This is a genomic window from Mesorhizobium sp. M0618 (assembly GCF_040320765.1).
GTDB lineage: Bacteria > Pseudomonadota > Alphaproteobacteria > Rhizobiales > Rhizobiaceae > Mesorhizobium.
Genome location: NZ_JAMYQH010000001.1, coordinates 230316 through 251718, shown reverse-complemented (window position 1 = coordinate 251718; position 21403 = coordinate 230316). Strand labels below are relative to the sequence as shown.

Genomic DNA, 21403 nt, shown 5'->3' with positions numbered 1-21403 from the left:
AGAGCTGCCTGCATGCGGCGCGCGCAGCCTGGCATCAGCCTGCGGATTTGGCGCCCATCACCCTGAGCGCCGGATGCTTGCGACGGCTGACGATGCGGCCGGCCACAGGGGCGTCGGCGCGCCCGTCATCCCCGGCCTTCTCGGCGAACAGCCAGTCGATGAACACCTGCACGATCGGCGTCGTCCGCATCTCGTTGCGGCAGACGACATAGAAATCGTCGACCGCCGGCACCGACAGGCTGAACGGCGCGACCAGCATGCCCCTGGCCAGCAGCGCGCTTGCCGTCACCGAGTCGCCCAGCGCCACGCCATGGCCGTGCACCGCCGCCTCGGTCGCCATGCGCGCATCGCCGAGGTGATGGCGGCGACCCCGCTCCAGGTCCAGCGCATCGGCCGCCGCCAGCCAGGTGTGCCATTCGCGGCCGTCGTCGCCATGCAGGAAGACATGGTCAGCGAGATCCCTGACGCTGCGGATCGGCCGGTTGTTGATCAGTGTCGGGCTGACCACGGGAAACAGTTCGAGGCCCGACCATTTGCGCATCCAGCAATCGGCCCAGCTGCCGTCGCCATAATGCACGCAGACATCGATGGCGGGCGCCCGCAAATCCTTGGGATCGTTGGAAGGAATAAGCGTCAGCCTTATGTCGGGATATTGCGCCATGAAACTGCCGAGCCGCGGTGTCATCCACAACAACAGAAGCGCCGGCACGCAGGAGACCGAAAGTGTGCCGCTGCTCGCCGGCCTTGTCATGCGCTGGGTGGCGGCCGCGATGCCGTCGAAGGCGGTCGACACTGCCGGCAGAAGCTCCGCGCCATGCGGTGTCAGTTTGACCCGCTGACCGACCCGCTCGAACAGCTTGACACTGAGCGACTGCTCGAGCGCCTTGATCTGGTGGCTGACGGCGCCATGCGTGACATTCAGCTCATTGGCCGCCTTGGTCAGCGAGCCATGCCGGGCCGTTGCCTCGAAGGCGCGCAGCGGATTAAGCGGTGGCAGGCGCTTGGTCATGGGTATCAACTTTATTGTGAGATTTTCTCACAGAAAACACCCTAACAATATCAATTGATTTTTCAATGCCGCTGCCAGACACTGAGCCTGGAACAGCATCAAGACGTGAAATCTGCAGGCAGCCAGCGGGACAGCGGCCGGCCGGATGACGGTCGGTTCGCAGGCGTCACCCGCGTCGGCACTGTATCAGCCCAGGAGGAGCGGACATGGGATACGATCGCGGCAAGCTCGACGCGTTGCGTCGCAAATATGGTGAAAGCCATGGCGGCGAGATGTTCGACCCGAAATTCCGCAAGGTCGCCGACAAGATCTTCTCCAAAAGCGGCACGCGGCTGGCGCCCTATTCAGGCATCCCGACCTTCCTCGCCGCGCCCTACCGGGAAATATCGGCCGACAATCCGGATTTCGGCGACCTTCAGGTAGCGATGATCGGCGTGCCGATGGATCTCGGCGTCACCAACCGGCCAGGCTCCCGCTTCGGGCCGCGAGCTCTGCGCGCCATCGAGCGCATCGGCCCTTACAACCACGTGCTGGAATGCGCGCCGACGCATGAACTTCGGGTGGCCGACATCGGCGACACGCCGTTCCGCAGTCGCTACCGGCTGGAGACCAGCCATGAGGATATCGAGCGCCGCACCAACCAGATCGTCGATGCCGGCGTCATCCCGCTTTCGATCGGCGGCGACCATTCGATCAGCCATCCGATCCTGAAGGCCGTCGGCAAGAAAGCTCCGGTCGGGTTGATCCATATCGACGCCCACTGCGACACCAGTGGCCTGTTCGACATGACCAAGTTCCACCATGGCGGCCCGTTCCGCAACGCGGTGCTTGACGGCGTGCTCGACCCGACGCGCACGATCCAGATCGGCATCCGCGGCTCGGCCGAATATCTGTGGGAATTCACCTACGAGTCCGGCATGACCGTGGTGCATGCCGAGGAGGTGACCGGTCTCGGCATTCAGGCCATCATCGAGAAGGCGCGCAGAATAGTCGGCGACGGCCCGACCTATGTCTCCTTCGACATCGACAGCGTCGATCCGGCCTTCGCGCCGGGCACCGGCACGCCGGAAGTCGGCGGGCTGACGACACGCGAGGTGCTCGAACTGCTGCGCGGCCTCAAAGGTCTCAACATCGTCGGCGGCGACGTCGTCGAGGTGGCACCGCAATACGACTCGACCACCAACACGGCGCACGCCGCGGCACAGGTTCTGTTCGAGATCCTGAGCCTGATGGTGTTCAGCCCGGCGATCACAGGCAAGGGCGCCTGAATTTCAGAAAAGCAAAGGCGGCCGCCGCGCTGGAGCCGGCGGCCCTATCCAACAAACAAGCTTCCAGAGGGGAATAAAAAAAATGACAATCCGCAAGACATTTTCAGCCATCGCCGCCGTGCTGATGCTCGGCACGGCCGGCTTCGGCCTGTCGATTCAGGCCGCCAGCGCCGATGCACTGGCGGACATCACCAAGGCCGGCACCATCAATGTCGGCGTCTTCGCCGACTTTCCGCCCTTCTCCTCGGCCAGCGCCGATATGAGCCTCAAGGGCTATGACATGGACGTCGCGCAATACATTGCCGACACGCTCAAGGTGAAGCTCAATCCCGTCGCCGTCACCGGCCAGAACCGCATCCCGTATCTGAACGACAAGCGCGTCGACATCCTGATGAGCGTCGGCTACTCGAAGGAACGCGAACAGGTCATCGACTTCGCCGCCGCCTACGCGCCCTACTACATCGCCGTGATCGGTCCGGCGGCACTGACGGTCAAGGGCAAGGAAGACCTCGCCGACAAGTCGATCGCCGTCAATCGTGGCACGCTGGAAGACACCTCGCTCACCGAGGCAGCACCGGCGTCGGCCGACATCAAGCGCTTCGACAACTACAATTCGGTGATCCAGGCCTTCATCTCCGGCCAGACGCAGCTGATGGTCGTCGGCAACGATGTCGGCGCGCAGGTGCTGGCCAAGCAGGATGCGCTGAAGCCGGAGCAGAAGTTCCAGCTTCTGACCTCGCCTTCGCATATCGGCCTCAACAAGAACGAGGACGGCCTGAAGAAGGCCGTCAACGATGCGGTCGCCAAGATGCTGGCCGACGGCAAGCTGGACGAAAGCTCGAAAGCCTGGCTGAAGACGCCGCTCAATCCCGAAAACCTCAAGGATTGAGTTTCCGTGGCCTTTGCCTGGCTCCCGGATGCTCTGGGCGACATCGCGCACGGCGCGGCCACGACGATCCTGCTGATCGCCGTGACCACGCTTGCCGGAACGCTGCTCAGCATCCTGGGTGCCGCGGGGCGACGAAACGGCCCGGTTCTGCTCAAGCGGGCAATCGCCTGTTACGTCGAGGTGATGCGCAACACGCCGTTCCTGGTGCAGCTGTTTTTCATCTTCTTCGGGCTGCCCAGCCTCGGCATCCGGCTCGACCCGCTCCTGGCCGCCATGCTGGCAATGACGCTCAACATGGCGGCCTACACCATCGAGATCGTCGGCGCCGGGCTTGACGCCGTGCCTGGCGGGCAGACGGAAGCAGCGCTCGCATTGGGCTTGCGGCCACGCCAGGTCTTCATCAAGATCGTGCTGCCGCAGGCACTCAAGATCATCTATCCCGCCCTGACCAGCCAGATCGTCATCATGATGCTGGAGTCGGCCGTGGTGTCGCAGATCGCCGTGCGCGAGCTGACCTACGAGGCCGACATGCTGCAGGCACGCACCTTCCGCTCTTTCGAGACCTATTTCGTCGTGACGCTGGTCTATCTCGCTCTGTCGATGGCCTTGCGCCGGCTGCTGGTGTCAGGCGGGCGCCGTGCGCTCGGAGCCGGCGTGTCATGATCGAGTTCACCTTCTGGGACATCGTGCGCAACCTGCTGCTCGCTGCCCGCTGGACGGTGCTGCTATCGCTGGCCGCCTTCATCGGCGGCGGCATCGTCGGCCTGGTCGTGCTGTTCTTCAGGATCGCCAAGAACAAGTGGAGCAGGCGTGTTGCTTCCGGCTACATCGCCCTGTTCCAGGGAACGCCGCTCTTGATGCAGCTGTTCCTGATGTTCTTCGGCCTGCCGATGCTCGGCCTGCGCATCGAACCGTGGACGGCGGCGGCGCTCGGCCTCACCTTCTTCGCCAGCGCCTATCTCGCCGAGATCTGGCGCTCGGGCGTCGCGGCGCTACCCCTCGGCCAATGGGACGCCGGCGCCAGCCTTGGCCTGCACTATCTGCAGGAGCTGAGGCTGATCATCCTGCCGCAGGCCTTTTCGATCACCCGCGCACCCACCGTCGGCTTCCTGGTTCAGCTGATCAAATCGACCGCGCTGACCTCGATCATCGGCTTCGAGGAACTGGTGCGGACCTCTAACGCCATCAACAATGCGACCTTCGAACCGTTCAAGGTCTACGGGCTGGTGGCTCTGATCTTCTTCGTCATGTGCTTTCCGCTGACGCAATACGCCCGCAGGCTCGAGAAACAGGCGGCTGCCCGCTGACGCGCCAAGGCAGATGTCCTTGCGGTTAGCGCTCGATTTCAGGCCGGCAGCCCAAGCTGCTTGCGCAGGCTCTTGTCAAATGCGGACGCGGGGACGAAACGGCGCAGGAAACTGACCTGGCGCGCCATTTTTCCCGCCGCATAGCGTTTCTTCGGAGCGGGATCGGTTGCAGCGGCCAAAACGGTGTTGGCGATCACTTCGGGCGCATCGCCTTTTTCCATCGATTTCCGCACTGATATGGTCATGCCGGCGCGCGCGGCGTCGTAGATTTCGAGCGATTGGTCGGGAGCGGCAAGATTGTCCTCGAATGATGTGCGGGTATAGGCGGGCTCCACCAGCGAAACGCGGATGCCGAACGGGCGCAATTCGTGATCGAGCGACTCCGAATAACCCTCGATGGCATGTTTGGTCGCTGAGTAAAGCGCGAAATAGGGAGCGGGGATGAACCCCTGCACCGAACTCAAATTCACGATTCTGCCCTTCCCTTGGCGTCGCATTGCCGGCAGCACCGCGTTGGTCACGCGCAAGACGCCGAAGACGTTCACTTCGAACAGCGCCTTGGCCTGGGCGGTCGAGGACTCCTCCGCGCCGCCAAACAGGCCCATGCCGGCATTGTTGACAAGCAGGTCTACGCGTCCGGCCTTGGCCAGAACGTCATCGACCATTGTCGCGACGGACGCGTCGTCGGTCACGTCGCAGGTCAGCATGGTCACGCCGGCGGATTGCTGGGAGGCCGCGCGACGGCTGGTTCCGAAGACGCGAAAGCCGGCGCCTAGCAATGCGTCGGCGGTAGCGCGCCCGATGCCGGAGGATGCCCCTGTCACCAGGGCGACGCCGGGATTGGTCTTGTTCATGGAAATCGTGTCCTTCTTTGCGTTGGATCGGATTGGGAAAAGCATGAGAGGCCGGGGCAAAGGGCGTTGGTCATGACTGCGTCCGGCCACCGGTTAGTTCCAGCGTCTGAACAGGGCGCTGGCATTCACGCCGCCAAAGCCGAAGCCATTGGAGATCGCGTACTCCATCTCCATCGGCCGGGGCGCGTTTGCGACGAAGTCGATGCCGTCGCCGGCCGGATCGGCCTCGCCCAGGTTGAGGGTTGGCGGAGCAATCTGATCCCTGAGCGCCAGGATTGCGAAGATCGCACCCAACCCGCCGGCCGCTCCGAGCAGGTGTCCGGTCGCCGATTTCGTCGCACTGACAGCTATCGCGAAATCGCGCCCGAACACGCTCTTGATCGCTTCGATCTCACCCAGGTCGCCGACTGACGTGGAGGTCGCATGCGCATTGAGATGACGTACCTGGCGTGGCGAAATCCCTGCCTGGGCAATCGCGATCTGCATGGCCCGGCGCGCGCCGTCGCCGTCCTCCGGCCCGGAGGTGACGTGGTGGGCATCCGCGGTCGTGCCGTAGCCGACGAGCTCAGCCAACGGCTTTGCGCCGCGCGCCAACGCGTGGCTCAACGCCTCGATGACCAGCACGCCGGCCCCTTCGCCCATGACGAAGCCGTCCCGCGATGTGTCGAAAGGGCGCGAGGCTTGAGCCGGCGCCCAATTGAAGCCGGTTGAAAGAGAGCGAGCCGCGGCGAACCCGCCGAGACTGACGGTGTTGATGCACGCTTCCGTTCCGCCGCATACGGCGATGTCGGCTTCGTTGGCGCGGATCAGGCGGGCGGCGTCGCCGATCGCCTGGATGCCCGCCGCACATGCCGTCACCGGTGCGCCGAGTGGACCTTTGAAACCACGACGGATCGAGATGTGGCCCGCCGCGAGGTTCACCAGGAAGGACGGCACCGTAAAGGGAGACAGGCGGCGGGCGCCACGCAGGTCCACCGTGCGCACCGCCTCGGTGATGGCGGGGAACCCGCCGATTCCTGAAGCGATGATCGTGGCCGTGCGCAGGCGCTCCGTTTCCAGCGCAGGCTTCCATTGCGCCTGCGCAAGCGCCTCTTCCGCCGCCGCCAGTGCAAACAGAATGAACCGGTCCACCTTGCGCTGATCCTTCGCGGACAGGACGGCATCGGCATCGAAACCGGCCTCCGGATCTTCGCCCAGGGAGGGAACCACGCCGCCAATCTTAACCGGCAGCTCTCCCACCACATCGTCCGGAAGCCTGCGAACGCCGGACCGGCCGGCAAGCAGGCGTGACCAGGACGCTTCGACATTGGCGGCCAGGGGCGTGACCGCTCCCATGCCCGTGACGACAATCCGTTGCATCTGCTCTCCTGCCCTTGGTGTGCCGGCGGCGCTGCTCGCGCCGTTCAAGTGGCGACTGCTTCGCGAACCTGATCGGCCGCCGCATCCAGAAAAGCCCGCGCAAGGTCGGGATCGTTGACGACCCGCGAGAGCACGACCGCGCCGACCATCGTCGAGAGAACGGCCATTGCCTTTTTTCCGGTCTTTTCGCTGTCGCCCTCGCCAACCCAACCGCCGAGCATCTCAAGGTACGCCTTGATGCCGTCTTCGAATGACGCCTTCACCTCGGCACCCTGCCTGGCTGCATCCGAACCGAGCGCAACGACCGGGCAGCCGTCCATCTTTTCCTCGCGATGGTCCATGCTGAGGTAGAATGAGATCACCCCGTAGAGCGGGTTCCCAGGATGTGCCGCGGTCGCGGCTGACCATTTGTGGGTGGCGCTTTCCATCGCCCGCCTGGACGCCAGCGCCGCCAAATCGTCCTTCGACTCGAATTGCTTGTAAAAGGCGCCCTGGGTCAGCCCGGCACCCTTCATCAGATCCTTGAGGCCGATGCCGTCAAAGCCGCGCTCCCGAAAAAGCCGGCTTGCCACATTGATCACGGTCTCGCGGTTTTCCGCGGCCTGAGTGCGACTCACACGCATCGTCATCTCCTTTTTTAGATTGCATTCGTAATCTATACCCTATATAGAGGGTGAACGCAATCTAAAAAGGACAAATGAGATGATCCGCAAAACCCTGAGCGCCTCGCTCCTGGCGGCGCTGTTTCTTGCAACCCCGGCTCTCGCCGAGGAAGCCACCATCGGACGCCCGATCGAAGGCGGCAGCCTGCACCAGGGACACCTGGACATGGTGGCCTACTACGTTCCGCGCGGCGACCTGCTTGAGGTCACCGCCACTTTCGCACCGAAGACCGGGGGTGATCCGCTGCGGTTCGTCATGGGCCTCGCCAACAGTGACGCCGTGGCGTTTTCCATACCGGGCCACCCGGGCTCGCTCTACGCGTTCTCAAGGTCCGGTAAGGAAGTGACGGTCTCGACCGGGACCGGCACATCCCTGCGAGCCGATGCGACAACGCCCTGACCTGGCGCGCAGGCCGCGGCCGCGCGATGCTGGCCGGGGCTCTCGCGTCCGATCACGCCATCCCAATGAGCCTGGAGAGGTCACATGCTTTACAGCTATTTTGTCGAGAAATCGATCCGGCAGAGCTTCGACGACGTTAACAACCATCGCTGGGACGCGGCGGTGAAGGCCATCGCGCCGCATGTCCATCACCGGGTTGGTGGCGCCCACGCGCTTGGTGGGGAGCGCCACGACAAGCAAGCCCTGCGCCGGTGGTTCGAGCGCCTCGGCCGTGTTCTGCCCACTCTCCATCTCACGGTCAACCACGTCTGGGTGAAGGGCTGGCCGTGGCATACCACCGTGTTTGCCCAGTGGGATGGCGCCGCAACCCTGCTCAACGGCGATACGTCCTACGTCAACCATGGTCTCCACGTGTTCACGCTACGGTGGGGCAGGGTTCATGCGCTCGAGGAGTTTTACGATTCACAGGCGGCGGCGCGCGGTCTCGCCGCCCAGGCCGCAGCCGGCCTCGAAGAAGCTGTCGCCGAACAGATAACAAGCTAGCTGAAGCGCGGTCCGAGGACGGCCAAGGTTTAAGGGCCGGTCGCGCTGATCTTTTTCGTCGCGTGCCTTCCGCCTGCGCAGTATGCGCGGAGGGTCGGGAAGCGAGCGCCGGCGCTGGACTGCAAGCCAGGAAACCCAGTGCGGGAGCGCAGCGCTGCATCGATGCCGGTGCTGTCGCGGCAACGGTCGAGCCGAGGCAGGCATATAGCTTTCCTGCTAGGAATAGGCCTTGACATCTTGCCGTTCGAATTGTCCATTTGATGCTTGACCGGGCCGAACGGGGCGGCGAGGGCGGACAGGGGCAAACCGGCGCGTGGATAGACAGTCGAGTCGAGTGCTGTTGAAGACGGTTGGGCTGACAAAAGCCTTTCGAGGGCTGGTTGCCCTGCGGGATCATTCCATCGAGCTGCACGAAGGTGAAATCGTTGGGGTAATCGGGCCGAATGGCTCGGGCAAGAGCACGCTTTTCAACCTGATCACCGGCTTCTCCCAGCCGAATTCCGGTAGCATCGAGATGGAGGGCCGTTCGATCGTCGGCCTGCGCACATCGCAGATCGTCGCGATGGGCATCGCCCGCACCTTCCAGGGTTCTCGCCTATTCGGCAGCCTCAGTGTCGCACAGAACGTGCTGACGGCGGCGCAGCTGCGCCATCCTGTCGGGCCCGCCGATACCGTGCTGCGCGGTCGGCGCTATCGCGAGCGGGTGGCCGCGACGCGGCAGCAGGCCGACGAACTCCTCGACCTCATGGGCCTGACAGATCAGGCCGGCAGGGTCGCCGCGGATCTTCCCTACGGCGATCAGCGGCGGCTGGAGATTGCGCGTGCGTTGGCGACCAGCCCGCAGCTGCTGCTGCTCGATGAGCCCGCAGCCGGGCTTGATTCCAACGAGACCAAGGTGTTGGCGGCGCTGATTCGGACGATTCGTGACCGCTACGGCGTAACGGTGGTCGTTGTCGAGCACGACATGGACCTGATCATGGCGCTGTGCGAACGCATCCAGGTGCTGGCGACCGGCGAGGTGATCTGCGTCGGAACACCGGAGCAGGTACGCGAACACCCGAAAGTGCGGGAGGCGTATCTTGGCCACGCCTAGCCCCGTTCTGCTCAGCGTCGAGAACCTCGAGGTCAATTTCGGCGCGGTGCGTGCGCTGAAGGGCATTTCGCTCGACGTCCATGCCGGCGAGGTGGTGGCGTTGGTGGGGGCCAACGGCGCCGGCAAGAGCACGACCTTGCGCACCATTTCCGGCCTGTCGCGGCCGCGCGGCGGCAAGATCATCTTCGATGGCAAGCCGATCGGAGGTATCGCTCCGTCGCGCATCGTAACTCTGGGCATCGCGCAGAGCCCGGAGGGCAGGCGCCTGTTCGGCGGCCTGACGGTGGCCGACAATCTGCGGCTCGGCGCCTGCACCCGCACCGACAAGGAGGCCGTCGTCAGAGATAGCGAGCGCATGTTCATGCTGTTCCCGATTCTCAAGCAGCGGCTGAAGCAACTGGCCGGCACGCTGTCGGGCGGCGAACAGCAGCAGCTTGCTCTGGCGCGCGCGCTGATGGCGGCGCCGCGCCTGCTGCTGCTCGACGAGCCTTCGCTCGGCGTTGCGCCGCTGCTGGTGCGCCACATCTTCAGCGCGCTTGCCGAACTGAAGCGCCAGGGCATGACGATGCTGCTGGTGGAACAGAACATCACGCTCGCGCTGGACCTCGCCGACCGTGCCTATGTGCTGCGCACGGGTCAGGTGGCGCTGTCGGGCCGGTCCGCGGAACTGCGCGACAGCGAACGCGTGGCGCAGGCATATCTCGGGGCGGCAACATGACCCAGCTGGACTATATCCTGCAGCAGATCGTCAACGCGGTGAGCCTCGGCAGCCTCTACGCGCTGGTGGCGGTCGGCCTGTCGATCGTCTTCGGCGTCCTCAAGCTCACCAATTTCGCGCATGGCGACGTAATGATGGTAGGCGCATTCGGGGTAGCTCTGCTGGCGGGGATCGGCGTTCCGTTCCCTGTCGCCGTGATCTGCGGCATCGCCGCGGCGGCCGTCGCGGGCTTCCTCATCGAACGCATCGCCTATCGTCCGATCCGCGACGCGCCCGACGTTGCGCGACTGCTCACCAGCCTCGCCGTCACCTACATCATCGAGAACGTCGGAATCCTGGTGTTCACCTCCTCGCCGCGCAATTTTCCACTCCCCGATATTCTCAACACCTCCTGGGAAATGTCGAACGGCGCCATCACCTTCACCAGCATCAATCTCCTGACCATCGCGCTGACCTTCGTGTCGCTGCTGCTCCTCGGCTGGTTCATCACGCGCACCACGACCGGGCTCGGCATGCGCGCCGCAGCCGAGGACATGTCGGCGGCACACCTTGTCGGACTCAACGTCAACCGGCTGATCATCGTCGCCTTCATCGTCGCATCCGCCTATGCCGGCCTTGCCGGCATTTTGTGGGCGGCACAGGCCGGCGTGGTGCAGCCGCAGATGGGCTTCACGCCGCTCCTGAAGGCTTTCGTGGCGGCGATCATCGGCGGCTTCGGGTCGATCGCGGGCGCCCTGGTGGGCGGCTACATATTGGGCGCGCTGGAGATCTTCATCGTCGCATTCCTGCCGAGCAGCGTCTCGTCCTATCGCGACGCAATCGTCTTTGCCGTGCTGATCGCCTTTCTCCTGGTGCGCCCGGGCGGGCTGCTCCAGCCAAACCGGGAGATAAAGCTGTGAGCCGGGAAGCGCGGATCACACTCCTCGTCCTCGTCGCCCTGGTGGCGGGAGCAGCTGTCGCTTTCGGTGCGCCGCACGTGCTGAGCGACTATTTCGTCCGGATTATCCTGCTGATCGCGCTGAATGCAATCCTGGTGCTGGCGCTGTCGCTGAGCAACGGTTTTACGGGCGTGTTTTCGCTCGGTCATGTCGGCTTCATCGGCGCCGGCGCGTATATATCGGGAATACTGTCGATTCCCGTACAGCAGAAGATGGCACTGCTGCCGCATCTGCCGGCGTTTCTGCATGCTTTCAGCCTCCCCTTCCTGCCGGCGACGCTGGTGGCAGGTCTTCTGACGGCGCTGCTTGCCGTGGTCGTCGGTTATCCCTTGATGCGCCTGTCGGGCTATTTCGTTTCGGTGGCGACGATGGGATTCTTGATTATCGTCAACGTGGTGCTGATCAATGCGTCGGATTTCACCCGAGGCGCCCGCACTTTCACCGGTGTGCCGCTGGAGACGACGTTGCCCTGGGTGATGGGTTGGCTCGCCATCACGGTGTTCGTTCTGGCGCGCCTGGTCTATTCGCCTTTCGGGCGCGCCATGAAGGCGGTGCGCGACGACACAATCGCGGCCAGCGCTGTCGGCATCGGCGTGTTGCGGACCAGACTGATCGCCTTCGTCATCGGCGCGTTCTTCTCAGGCGTCGGCGGGTCGCTCTACGCACATTATCTCGGCTCGTTTTCGCCGAACACCTTTTACTTCGCGCTGACCATGAGCCTGATCACAATGCTGGTGCTAGGCGGCATGGGCTCCCTGACCGGCGCGGTGGTTGGCGTCATCTGCGTTTCGCTGTTGTCGGAGGTCCTGCGCTCGGTCGAACGCGGCTTCACGATCGGCGATTTCGCGGTGCCGGCCCTGTTTGGCGCCAGCCAGATCGTGCTTGGCTTCATCTTCATTCTAGTCATGATCTTCCGGCCGAAGGGGATCATGGGGGACCGGGAACTTACGTTCGGATTAACCCAAAGATCGGCAACGGTGAACCAGACAGAGGAACGAAAACGATGATCAAACTCACTCGACGCGACACCATCGGCCTAGGACTGGGCGCATTCTTCGCGCTTGCCTCGGCCAGCACGGCACTTGCTGCCGACACGATCAAGATCGGCTATCCGGCAAACCTGACCGGCATTCAGGCCTCGCTCGACGGTCCGATGCTGAATGGCGCCAAGCTGGCGGCAAGCGAAATCAACGCCGCCGGCGGCGTGCTCGGCCAACAGATAGAACTGGTGATCTACGACTCCAAGAGCGATTCGACGACGATCTCGACCGTCGCCAGCCAGTTGATCGACAGCGACAAGGTCGTCGGCATCATCGGCTTCGCCGATTCCGATTCGGTGCTGGCCATCGGACCGCAGGTCCAGAAGGCGCAGATCCCGTTCATCACGCCCGGCGCGACCTCGCCGAAATTGCCGAGCCAGCTCGGCAACGAGATCTTCCTCGCCGCCTTCGGCGACAACGTTCAGGCTGCGGTTGGCGCGGAATTTGCGCTGAACAAGCTGAACGGCAAGACCGCCTACCTGCTGACCGACATCGGCACCGAATACACAACGCTGCTGTCGGACTACTTCGTCACCGCCTACGAGCATGGCGGGGGCAAGATCTTGGAGCGCGACACCTACAAGATCGGCGACAAGACCTTTACCGCGCAGATCGCCAAACTGAAGGCGCTGTCACCGCAGCCCGACTTCGTCTATGCCTCGTCGAATGCCGAGGAAATCGGCCTGATCTTGAAGCAGATGCGCCAGGCCGGCATCAACCTGCCGGTGGTCGGCGGCGACGGTTACGACACGCCCTTGCTGATCCAGGTCGGCGGCGACGCGGCCAAGGACACCTACTTCACCACCCATGCCTATATCGGTGAGGGCGCCACCCCGAAGGTGCAGGCCTTCATCGACGCCTACACCAAGTCGGCCGGCAATGCCCCGGAGAACGCGTTCGCTGCGCTCGGCTACGATTCGGTCAAGCTGATGACCGACGCGATCAAGCGTGCCGGTGCGCCGGATCCGGCCAAGATCCGTGACGCGCTGGCCGCTACGTCCGGGCTCGACGGCGTGACCGGAACGATCACCTACCGCCCGGGCATTTCGGTGCCGGACAAATCGGTCTCGGTCATCGGTGTCAAGGACGGCAAGCTTGTCCTTGCAAGTGAAGCGGCACCGACCTTCGTCGCGGAGCCGTGATCTTGTCCACTCCGGGTTCCCTTTGGGACATCTACAGGTCGCGGCTCTCCGCCGCGACCTTCACCGACCTGACGCATGCGTTTCATCCGGGCCAGCCGCACTTCCCGGCCTTCCCGGACGAGGAGCGCCGTGCGTTGCTCGATTTTTCGAAGGGCGACGCCTTCCAGGTCCACCACTACGCCTTCGTCGGACAGTGGGGCACCCATGTCGATCCGCCGGTGCACTTCATCGACGGCGGCCGCTCGATCGACCAACTGTCGGTGGCGGAGATGCTTCTGCCGTTGGTCATCCTCGACATCAGCGACAGGGTCGCCGCCGATCCCGACGCGACGCCGACGCTCGACGACATTTCCGCCTGGGAGACACGGAACGGCCGTATCCCGGAAAAGTGTTTTGTCGCGCTTCGCACCGGGTGGTGGCCGCGCTGGCCAGACCCCGTGGCGTTTCAGAACAAGTCGGCCGACGGTATCTCGCATGCGCCGGGCTGGTCGAAGCCGGTGCTGGAGGAACTTTTGGAACGCCGCGGTGTCGCTGCCATCGGGCACGAGGGCATGGACACCGATCCCGGCCGCGCCACTTCCGCGGGTGACGCAAGCCTGGAATACTATGTGCTGTCCCGCGACTGCTGGCAGATCGAGCTCCTGGCCAATCTCGACAAGGTGCCTGACGCCGGCGCGTTGATAATGGCAAGCTGGCCAAAGCCAAAGGCCGGATCCGGCTTCCCGGCTCGCGCTGTCGCCATCCATGAAGCGGCCGGCTGAACGCGTGAAACCGCAGCTGGCGGCGTCTAGGGGCCGCCACACAACGATCACCAGACACACGGAATTCAGACATGGATATAGACACAGTCCGCGATGCTTTTCCGGCGATGGCGAGAGGTGCCGAGCCGAAGAAGCGGATTTTCTTCGACAATCCCGCGGGAACCCAGATGGCGAGCCGTTCGATCGAGCGCATGACGCGTGCCATGATCGAGACCAACGCCAATCTTGGTGGCTATTTCGAAACCTCACTCGCGGCCCAGGCGATGGTCGACGACGCGCATCAGGCGATGGCCGATTTCTTCAATGCCGCGGACCGGCGTGAGGTGGTGTTCGGCCAGAACATGACGACGCTGACTTTCGCCGTCTCGCGCGCCATCGGCCGCGATCTGAAAGCCGGCGACGCCATCGTGTTGACGCGCATGGATCATGACGCCAACGTCGCACCCTGGCTGATGCTGGCGGAGGATCGCGGGCTTGAGGTACGCTGGATCGACCTCGATCCAAAAACGTTCGAACTCGACCTGTCGACGCTGGAGGCCACTATCGACGAGGAGGTCAAGCTGGTCGCCCTCGGCTATGCCAGCAACGTTACCGGCACGATCAACGACGTGAAGCGGATCGCGCAGCGCGCACGCGCGGTCGGGGCGCTGAGCTATATCGACGCGGTGCAGTTCGCGCCGCATGGAGTGATCGACGTCCAGGAGATTGGCTGTGATTTCCTGGTTTGCTCGGCCTACAAATTTTTCGGACCGCATCACGGGGTGTTGTGGGGCCGGTTCGATCTGCTGCAGGCGCTGACCGCCTACAAGGTGCGCGCGGCTTCGAACACGCCACCTGGAAAATTCGAGACGGGGACGACAAGCCGCGAGGCGCTTGCCGGGGTGCTTGGCGCCGTCGAGCACTATGCCTGGCTCGGACAGTCCTTCGGCAACGTCCACCCGCAGGCGACGCGGCGCGAGCGCATCGTCGCCGGCATTGAAGTCGCCGACCGTTATGAGCGTGTCCTGACAGCACGGCTGATTGCCGGATTGTCCAGAATTGATGGCGTCTTGGTCCAGGGTATAACCGATGTGGCGGCGCTGGCGCGCCGGGTGCCTACCGTGTCGATCACCGTTGACGGAACCGATCCCGCCGATATCGCCAAGGCGATGGCAAAGGAAGGCATCTATCTCTGGCATGGCCACAATTACGGTTTGGAGCCAATCAAGCGGCTGGGGCTTGCGGACCGCAACGGCGTCGTCCGCATCGGGCTGGCCCATTATAACACCGAGGCGGAAGTCGATTTTCTGTTGGCGAAGCTGGCGGACTGGATGAAGACGCGGACCTGACATGCGCGACAGAAACGGAACCCCGAGGATCGGCGTCAAGCTGCGCCATGCCAGACAGGTGCTTGGCCTCAGCCTGGAAGAGCTCGGCGCCCGCATCGGGCTGACAGAGGGTTATCTCTCGAAGATCGAAAACGACCGCGCGACGCCCTCGATGGCGGCTCTGCACCGGCTGGTGCAGGCGCTGGGCATCAACATGAACGCTATGTTCGGCACGCTGCAGCACAATGCCTCGGAAGTGTTCGTGTTGCGGCAAAACGAGCGTCCGCACATGGAGACGGGACATCGGCGCTCGGGCAACCATGTCGTGCTCGAGCAATTGGTGCCATCCGGTCCGGAATATCTGCTGCAGATCAATGTCCACGTGATCGAGGCCGGCGGCGGCAGCCTCGAGTTGATCAGCCACAAGGGACAGGAATTCGGCTACGTGCTCGAAGGTTCCGTCGAGTTGCTGGTCGAGACGAACGTGGTGGCGCTCGAGGCAGGCGACGCGTTTTATTTCAACTCCGAACTCGGCCACGGCTACCGCAATATCGGTTCGACCACGGTCCGTATCCTCTGGGTCAACACGCCGCCGACATTCTGACCGCCTCTATCGCGGAGTTGTGAAGGCGTTGTTCAATGAGCCAACGCCCACAGGACAACAGCCGCCGGGCCATCGGCCGTTCTGTTTCAATGCCCGAACGCGAGCGGCGGCGCCAACCGGTCGCGCCGCAGCCAGCGCGCCAGCAGCAGCGCGGCCACCACCGCCAGCCCCGTCGACAGGCCGATCCAGATGCCGACGCCATGCAGGCCGAAATGGAAGGCGAGCAGCACGCCGAGCGGCAGGCCGACGCCCCAATAGCCGATCGCGGCATAGATCATCGGCACCTTGGTGTCATGCAGGCCGCGCAGCATGCCGGCGGCCACCGCCTGGGCGCCGTCGAAGACCTGGAACAGCGCCGCGAAGACCAGGAACGACACGGCAAGTTCGATCACCCTGGCATTGGCCGGATTGCCCAGATCGATGAAGGCGCTGATCAGCGGATGCGGCCACAGGATCATCACCAGCCCCATCATCGCCATGAACGAGACGCCGATGACAAAGGCGGTCCAGCCGGCGCGCGAGACGCCTTCCGGATCGCCGGCGCCGTGCGCAAGGCCGACGCGCACCGTCACCGCCTGGTTGAGGCCGAGCGGCACCATGAAGGAGATCGAGGCGATCTGGATGGCGATCGCGTGCGCGGCCAGGGAATCCGCGTCGATCAGGCCCATCAGCAGGGCCGCCGCATTGAAGATCGTCACCTCGAAGGCGAGGATGCCGGCAATCGGCAGGCCGAGCCGCAACAGGCCCTTGAAGCGCGGCCAGTCGGCGCGCCAGAAACGGCCGAACAGACGGTAGCGGCGGAACTTCTTCTCCAGCATCACCACGGCAGCCATGCCGATGAACATCAGCGCTGAGGACAGCGAGGTGGCAAGGCCCGACCCGGCAATGCCCATTGCCGGCACGCCGAGATTGCCGAACATGAACACCCAGTTGAAGAAGACGTTGCAGGCGACGGCGACGAAGACGATGACCAGCGCCCAGCCCGGCCGTTCCAGCGCCGAGATGAACGAGCGCAGCACGATATAGAAGTAGAAGGGCAGCACCGCCCATTCGAGCCAGCGCAGATAGATGCCGGCCTGATGGGCCAGAACCGGGTCCTGGCCCATGGCCAATAGAATGCCCTCGCCGTGCCAAAGCACGAGCCAGATCGGGATCGAGATCAGGATCGCCAGCCACAGGCCCTGGCGCACGGTGCGGCGCAGGTCGCGCACCGAATAGCGGCGGCGGCCGAGCTCGGTAGCGATCATCGGCGAGGTCGCCAGCATCAGGCCGAGGCCGAAGATCAGCGGCATGAAATAAAGGTTGGCGCCAAGCGCGCCGCTGGCCAGCGTATCCGGGCCCAGACGACCCATCATCATGACGTCGGTGGCCGTCATCGCGGTCTGGCCGAGATTGGTCAGCACCATCGGCCAGGCGAGCGCCAGCGTCGCCCTGATTTCCTGACGCCAAAGATTTTCCGGCGCGCGAGCGCCGGCTTCGATCGCAGACATTGTTCCGCTCTTTCCAGCTACGGCACGTCGGCCAGAGCCGGAAGCCGCATGTCAAACGGCAAAACCTTCGGTTTCGCCGCGTTTGCGTCAGCTTCTGGACGAAACGCGACATGAAGGCAAGAGAGGAGGGACGGGAACGGATTGAGCCAGCGACCGGCCCGATGCTCTAGCGGATCGCGTCCAGCATCCGGCGCTGGCGGTGCATCTCGAGGAAAACCTTGTAGTCGCGCTCGAAACGCCCTGATGATTTCGGGTTCGACGGGCGCGTCCCTCCGCCTTGCTGCATGGCAAGACAGGCGGCGTTGAGGTCGGGAAACAGCCCGGCAGCGGTGGCGGCGATCATGCCGGTGCCGAGCAGCACCGCCTCGTCGGCCAGCGGCTCGATCACCGTGCAGCCGGTGGCGTCGGCGTAGAGTTCCATCAGCAGCGGGTTCTTGGTGTGGCCGCCGGTGACGTGCAGCGTGTCGATCAGGTAGCCGTTCTCGTTCAGCGCCTCCAGCACGTGGCGCACGCCGAGCGCGATGCCGACGGCGGTGCGCCAGTAGAGCTTGCACAGGCTGTCGAAGGACGAGTCCAGCGTCAGCCCGCTGACGACGCCGACGGCATGCGGATCGGCGAGCGGTGAGCGGTTGCCATGAAAATCGGGCAGCACATGCAGCCTTGCGGCGAGGCTGTCGCCCTCGGTGGCGCGCAGCTCGGCGACACGCCTGGCGATCTTCGCATGCATGGCGGCATCCGGCTCGCCGCCGGCGCCGTGCCAGCGGATGATGTGGTCGAGCAGGGCGCCGGTCGCCGACTGGCCGCCTTCCGACAGCCACAGCCTGGGCAGCGCCGCGCCGTAATACGGCCCCCAGACGCCGGCGAAAGGCTGCGGATCCGGTGACATCGCCATGACGCAGCTCGACGTGCCGGCGATCAGCGCCAAATGCCGGCTGATATCCTGTTCGTCGTCGGCAAAGCCGCCGAGCACGCCAAGCGCGCCGGCATAGGCATCGATGACCCCGGAGCCCACCCGGCATTTCTCGCTCAGCCCAAGCTCGGCCGCCGCTTGCGCCGTCAATCGGCCGATATCGGTGCCGACCGGGCTGGCCCTCTCCGGCAGGTTGCCGTGCTCGAAAAGATCGCCGAGGCCGACGAGTTCGAAGAAATCGCGCCGCCAGCCTGTGTCCTCATGTGCCAGATAGGTCCATTTGGCGGTCAGCGTGCATTGCGAGCGGGCCAGCGAACCCGTCGCTTGCCAGGTCAGGAAATCGGTCAGGTCGAATAAATAGCCGGCTTCATTCCACGTCTGCGGCAAATTGCGCTTCAGCCACATCAGCTTCGGCGTCGCCATTTCCGGCGACATGACGCCGCCGATGTAATTCAGCACGGCGTGGCCGCTTGCCGTGCATTCGTCGGCCTCGGCGATGGCGCGGTGGTCGAGCCAGACGACGGTGTCCCAGCGCTTGTCGCCCGTGACCGAGACGCTGAGCTGGCTGCCTTGCCGGTCGCGCACCACCAGCGAACAGGTGGCATCGAAGGAGATGCCGACAATGTCCTCAGGCTCGACACCGGCTTTTTCGCGGGCAGCGCGCACGGCGGTGCAGACGGCCGACCAGATATCGCGCGAATCATGCTCGGCGTGATCGGGCTTCGGCTGGTTCATGGCGATCGGCCGCTCGGCGCGGCCGAGCAAGGTGCCACTGGTGTCGAGAATGCCCGCGCGAGCGCTCCCGGTGCCGACATCGACCGCGCAAACGAACTGTTTCGTCAAGATGCTCTGTCTCTCGCTCCCAAGCCTGCAATCAGATCGGGCAATTGCAGCATGTCAGCGAATATAAAGTCCGGTTCACTCGACGCAAGCCGCGCTTTAAAGGCGGGATTGCCGGCATGCGATCCGCCGGTGAAGGCGAGCACGCGCATCCCTGCCGCCCGCGCAGCAGCGATGCCGGCCGGGCTGTCCTCGATGACGAGGCATTTGCGCGGATGGGCCCGCATGCTGGCGGCGGCATGCAGGAACAGATCTGGCGCCGGCTTTCCCTTGGCCACCATGGTGGCACTGAACAGATGCGGCTCCATCAGCCCAAGCAATCCGGTGACGTCGAGCGCGTAGCGGATGCGGTCGAGCGTGCCTGAGGACGCGACACAGTACGGCAGCCCAAGCTTGGGCAGCATCTTCCTGACGCCGGCGATCGGCTTCAGCTCCTCGCGGAATTTGCGCATCAATTCGACGCGCATCTCGGTCAGGTGCAGGTCGGTGATATCGAGCCCGAAGTCGCGGCCGAGGATCTCGCGCACGCTTTTCATGCTCTTGCCGAGGAAATGCTCGTAGGCGGCGTCCTCACTGACGCTGCCGCCGGCAAGTTTGACCATGCCAAGCAGCGCCGAGACGGAGAGCGCCTCGCTGTCGACCAGCACGCCATCGCAGTCGAAGATGACCAGCTCAGGCGTCATGATGGAGAATGGCTCTCAGAGCTTGCCGGCGAGGTAGCGCGTCAGCGTCGCGCGCGCGCCATTCGCCCACAGCACGTTGAGCGCATGGGCAAAGGCCTCGACAAACGCCGTCGCGCGGCCGACATCGCCATAGATGTCCTCCATGGCGAGCCAGGCGGCGGGAGCATCCTTTGCCGCCTTTGCCGTCGCTTGCAGCCGGTCCCAGCTCGGATCGTTGGGCTCGATGACGGCACCGCTGTCGGTCGTACCGAAGCAATAGCGGCACCAGAGCGCTGATTCCAGCGCCAGGCCGACGACGCTTTTCCCGGCCTTCAGCCGGTCGGCGATGGTCGGGATGATGAATTTCGGCTGGCGGTTGGAGCCGTCGAGGCAGAGCCGGCGCACCGTGTCGCCGATCTTGGGATTGGAGAAGCGGCTCTCGATGAGCTGGTAATAGTCTTCCAGGACCGTGTCCGGCACCGGCGGCACGGTCGGGATGATTTCGTCCCGTTCGAGCTTGGCCAGAAACCCGCTCACCAGCGGCTCCTGCATCGCCTCATGGACGAAATGGATGTCCATCAGCCCGGCCGGATAAGCGATGGTGGCGTGGCCGCCATTGAGGATGCGGATCTTCATCAATTCGTAGGGCGCAACGTCTTTGACGAACTGCACGCCGACCTTTTCCAGTGGCGGCCGGCCGCCGGTGAAATGGTCCTCCAGCACCCACTGCCGGAACGGCTCGCAGAACACCGGCCAGTTGTCCTCAAGGCCAAAATCCTTGGCCAGGATGCCGCGTTCGCGATCGGTGGTCGCCGGCGTGATGCGATCGACCATGCCGTTCGGAAAGGCGACATGCTCGCTGAGCCAGTTCGCCAGGTCCTCGTCTATCAGGCGGGCCAGGCCGATGACGCCGTCGGAGGTGACATGGCCATTGTGAGGAATGTTGTCGCACGACATCACCGTGAACGGCACGGTGCCCTCGTCGCGCCGCCGCACCAGCCCGGCAAGGATGATGCCGAACACCGTCTTCGGCGTCGCGCCGGGCTGCGCATCGGCGACGATGTCGGGGTGGGTCGGGTTGAACACGCCGGAGGCCGGATCGATGAAATAACCGCCTTCGGTGATGGTCAGCGAAACGATCTTGATCGCCGGGTCGGCAAGCCGTTCGACGATGCCGGCCGCATCGCCGGGCATCAGGAAGTCGATCATGGCGCCGGTGACGCGTGCGCTCATATGGCCGCTGTCCTGCTCGACCACGGTGGTCAGCCAATCCTGCTCTTCCAGTTTGCCGCGACCGATCTTTTCACCGTCGAACACGCCGGCGCCGATCAGAGCCCAGTCATGGCCGATGCCCGCATTGAACAGATCGTCGAGATAGACGGCTTGGTGCGAGCGGTGAAAATTGCCGACGCCGAAATGCACGATCCCGGCCTTCAGCGTCGCGCGGTCATACTTCGGACCTGCGACGTTGGCCGGCAGCTTGGAGAGGTTAGAAGACGAGAGTTTCACGGTCATCTGTTTTACCCTTTGGCCGGGCTACGGCCTTCGTTACGCCCTCTCCCGGTCGGGGAGAGGATAAGGGGGCACTTGCTGCGCGGCCTCCGATG

Annotated in this window: 22 protein-coding genes; 14 read left to right on the top strand and 8 right to left on the bottom strand. The window is 64.1% G+C overall.

Annotated elements, in window-relative coordinates; all coding sequences use genetic code 11:
* Positions 1 to 34 precede the first annotated feature (34 nt).
* On the bottom strand, positions 35 to 1009 hold the full coding sequence (gene gcvA / locus NKJ04_RS01230) for a transcriptional regulator GcvA (RefSeq protein ID WP_352672970.1): 975 nt from the start codon (positions 1007 to 1009) through the stop codon (positions 35 to 37).
* 206 nt (positions 1010 to 1215) lie between these two features.
* Here gcvA and speB point away from each other — a divergent pair, with 206 nt between their 5' ends.
* From speB to NKJ04_RS01210, 4 genes are all read left to right on the top strand, one after another.
* Positions 1216 to 2277, top strand: a complete 1062-nt coding sequence (speB, locus tag NKJ04_RS01225) for an agmatinase (RefSeq protein WP_352672967.1) — start codon at positions 1216 to 1218, stop codon at positions 2275 to 2277.
* An 82-nt stretch (positions 2278 to 2359) separates the two neighbouring features.
* Positions 2360 to 3166, top strand: a complete 807-nt coding sequence (locus tag NKJ04_RS01220; protein ID WP_023810725.1) for a transporter substrate-binding domain-containing protein — start codon at positions 2360 to 2362, stop codon at positions 3164 to 3166.
* Positions 3167 to 3172: 6 nt separating this feature from the next.
* The gene (locus NKJ04_RS01215; RefSeq protein ID WP_023810724.1) at positions 3173 to 3829 is read left to right on the top strand and encodes an amino acid ABC transporter permease; all 657 of its coding nucleotides are present in this window, start codon (positions 3173 to 3175) and stop codon (positions 3827 to 3829) included.
* Positions 3826 to 4473: an amino acid ABC transporter permease gene (locus tag NKJ04_RS01210; protein ID WP_128304213.1), complete on the top strand. Its 648-nt coding sequence runs from the start codon at positions 3826 to 3828 to the stop codon at positions 4471 to 4473. The genes NKJ04_RS01215 and NKJ04_RS01210 overlap by 4 nt, the downstream gene beginning before the upstream one ends.
* A gap of 38 nt (positions 4474 to 4511) precedes the next feature.
* Here NKJ04_RS01210 and NKJ04_RS01205 read toward each other — a convergent pair whose 3' ends face one another.
* The 3 genes from NKJ04_RS01205 to NKJ04_RS01195 all read right to left on the bottom strand — a co-directional run bounded on the left by NKJ04_RS01205 (position 4512) and on the right by NKJ04_RS01195 (position 7309).
* Entirely contained in the window at positions 4512 to 5327 is an 816-nt protein-coding gene (locus NKJ04_RS01205) for an oxidoreductase (protein WP_352672963.1), read from the bottom strand.
* A gap of 93 nt (positions 5328 to 5420) precedes the next feature.
* Positions 5421 to 6686 carry a beta-ketoacyl-ACP synthase II gene (fabF, locus tag NKJ04_RS01200; protein ID WP_352672960.1) on the bottom strand — a complete coding sequence of 422 codons (1266 nt, stop codon included), beginning with the start codon at positions 6684 to 6686 and terminating at the stop codon, positions 5421 to 5423.
* 44 nt (positions 6687 to 6730) lie between these two features.
* Positions 6731 to 7309, bottom strand: coding sequence for a TetR/AcrR family transcriptional regulator (locus NKJ04_RS01195; protein ID WP_023810721.1), 579 nt, complete (start codon positions 7307 to 7309; stop codon positions 6731 to 6733).
* Positions 7310 to 7388: 79 nt separating this feature from the next.
* On the opposite strand from NKJ04_RS01195, the gene NKJ04_RS01190 reads away from it, so the two are divergent.
* From NKJ04_RS01190 to NKJ04_RS01145, 10 genes are all read left to right on the top strand, one after another.
* Positions 7389 to 7748 carry a hypothetical protein gene (locus tag NKJ04_RS01190; protein ID WP_023810720.1) on the top strand — a complete coding sequence of 120 codons (360 nt, stop codon included), beginning with the start codon at positions 7389 to 7391 and terminating at the stop codon, positions 7746 to 7748.
* A gap of 84 nt (positions 7749 to 7832) precedes the next feature.
* Entirely contained in the window at positions 7833 to 8291 is a 459-nt protein-coding gene (locus NKJ04_RS01185) for a nuclear transport factor 2 family protein (RefSeq protein WP_023810719.1), read from the top strand.
* Positions 8292 to 8625: 334 nt separating this feature from the next.
* On the top strand, positions 8626 to 9384 hold the full coding sequence (locus tag NKJ04_RS01180) for an ABC transporter ATP-binding protein (protein ID WP_245486190.1): 759 nt from the start codon (positions 8626 to 8628) through the stop codon (positions 9382 to 9384).
* Complete coding sequence (locus tag NKJ04_RS01175) at positions 9371 to 10102, top strand: ABC transporter ATP-binding protein (RefSeq protein WP_352672957.1); 732 nt, start codon at positions 9371 to 9373, stop codon at positions 10100 to 10102. The genes NKJ04_RS01180 and NKJ04_RS01175 overlap by 14 nt, the downstream gene beginning before the upstream one ends.
* Positions 10099 to 11001, top strand: a complete 903-nt coding sequence (locus NKJ04_RS01170) for a branched-chain amino acid ABC transporter permease (RefSeq protein WP_128304218.1) — start codon at positions 10099 to 10101, stop codon at positions 10999 to 11001. Before NKJ04_RS01175 ends, NKJ04_RS01170 begins: the two co-directional genes overlap by 4 nt.
* On the top strand, positions 10998 to 12047 hold the full coding sequence (locus NKJ04_RS01165; protein WP_023810716.1) for a branched-chain amino acid ABC transporter permease: 1050 nt from the start codon (positions 10998 to 11000) through the stop codon (positions 12045 to 12047). Before NKJ04_RS01170 ends, NKJ04_RS01165 begins: the two co-directional genes overlap by 4 nt.
* Entirely contained in the window at positions 12044 to 13222 is a 1179-nt protein-coding gene (locus tag NKJ04_RS01160) for an ABC transporter substrate-binding protein (RefSeq protein WP_023810715.1), read from the top strand. Before NKJ04_RS01165 ends, NKJ04_RS01160 begins: the two co-directional genes overlap by 4 nt.
* 2 nt (positions 13223 to 13224) lie before the next feature.
* A complete protein-coding gene (locus NKJ04_RS01155) occupies positions 13225 to 13983 on the top strand; it encodes a cyclase family protein (protein WP_023810714.1) in 759 nt (252 codons plus the stop codon).
* Between the two features lie 71 nt (positions 13984 to 14054).
* Entirely contained in the window at positions 14055 to 15311 is a 1257-nt protein-coding gene (locus tag NKJ04_RS01150) for a cysteine desulfurase-like protein (protein ID WP_352672954.1), read from the top strand.
* 1 nt (position 15312) lies between these two features.
* Positions 15313 to 15894, top strand: coding sequence for a cupin domain-containing protein (locus tag NKJ04_RS01145; protein ID WP_023810712.1), 582 nt, complete (start codon positions 15313 to 15315; stop codon positions 15892 to 15894).
* A gap of 86 nt (positions 15895 to 15980) precedes the next feature.
* On the opposite strand, the gene NKJ04_RS01140 is transcribed toward NKJ04_RS01145, so the two are convergent.
* From NKJ04_RS01140 to NKJ04_RS01125, 4 genes are all read right to left on the bottom strand, one after another.
* Positions 15981 to 17384, bottom strand: a complete 1404-nt coding sequence (locus tag NKJ04_RS01140; RefSeq protein WP_352672952.1) for an MATE family efflux transporter — start codon at positions 17382 to 17384, stop codon at positions 15981 to 15983.
* Between the two features lie 166 nt (positions 17385 to 17550).
* Positions 17551 to 19137, bottom strand: coding sequence for an FGGY-family carbohydrate kinase (locus NKJ04_RS01135; RefSeq protein WP_352672949.1), 1587 nt, complete (start codon positions 19135 to 19137; stop codon positions 17551 to 17553).
* Positions 19134 to 19817 carry an HAD family hydrolase gene (locus NKJ04_RS01130; RefSeq protein ID WP_352672946.1) on the bottom strand — a complete coding sequence of 228 codons (684 nt, stop codon included), beginning with the start codon at positions 19815 to 19817 and terminating at the stop codon, positions 19134 to 19136. The genes NKJ04_RS01135 and NKJ04_RS01130 overlap by 4 nt, the downstream gene beginning before the upstream one ends.
* A gap of 15 nt (positions 19818 to 19832) precedes the next feature.
* Positions 19833 to 21311 carry a mannitol dehydrogenase family protein gene (locus tag NKJ04_RS01125; protein ID WP_352672943.1) on the bottom strand — a complete coding sequence of 493 codons (1479 nt, stop codon included), beginning with the start codon at positions 21309 to 21311 and terminating at the stop codon, positions 19833 to 19835.
* Positions 21312 to 21403: the final 92 nt, after the last annotated feature.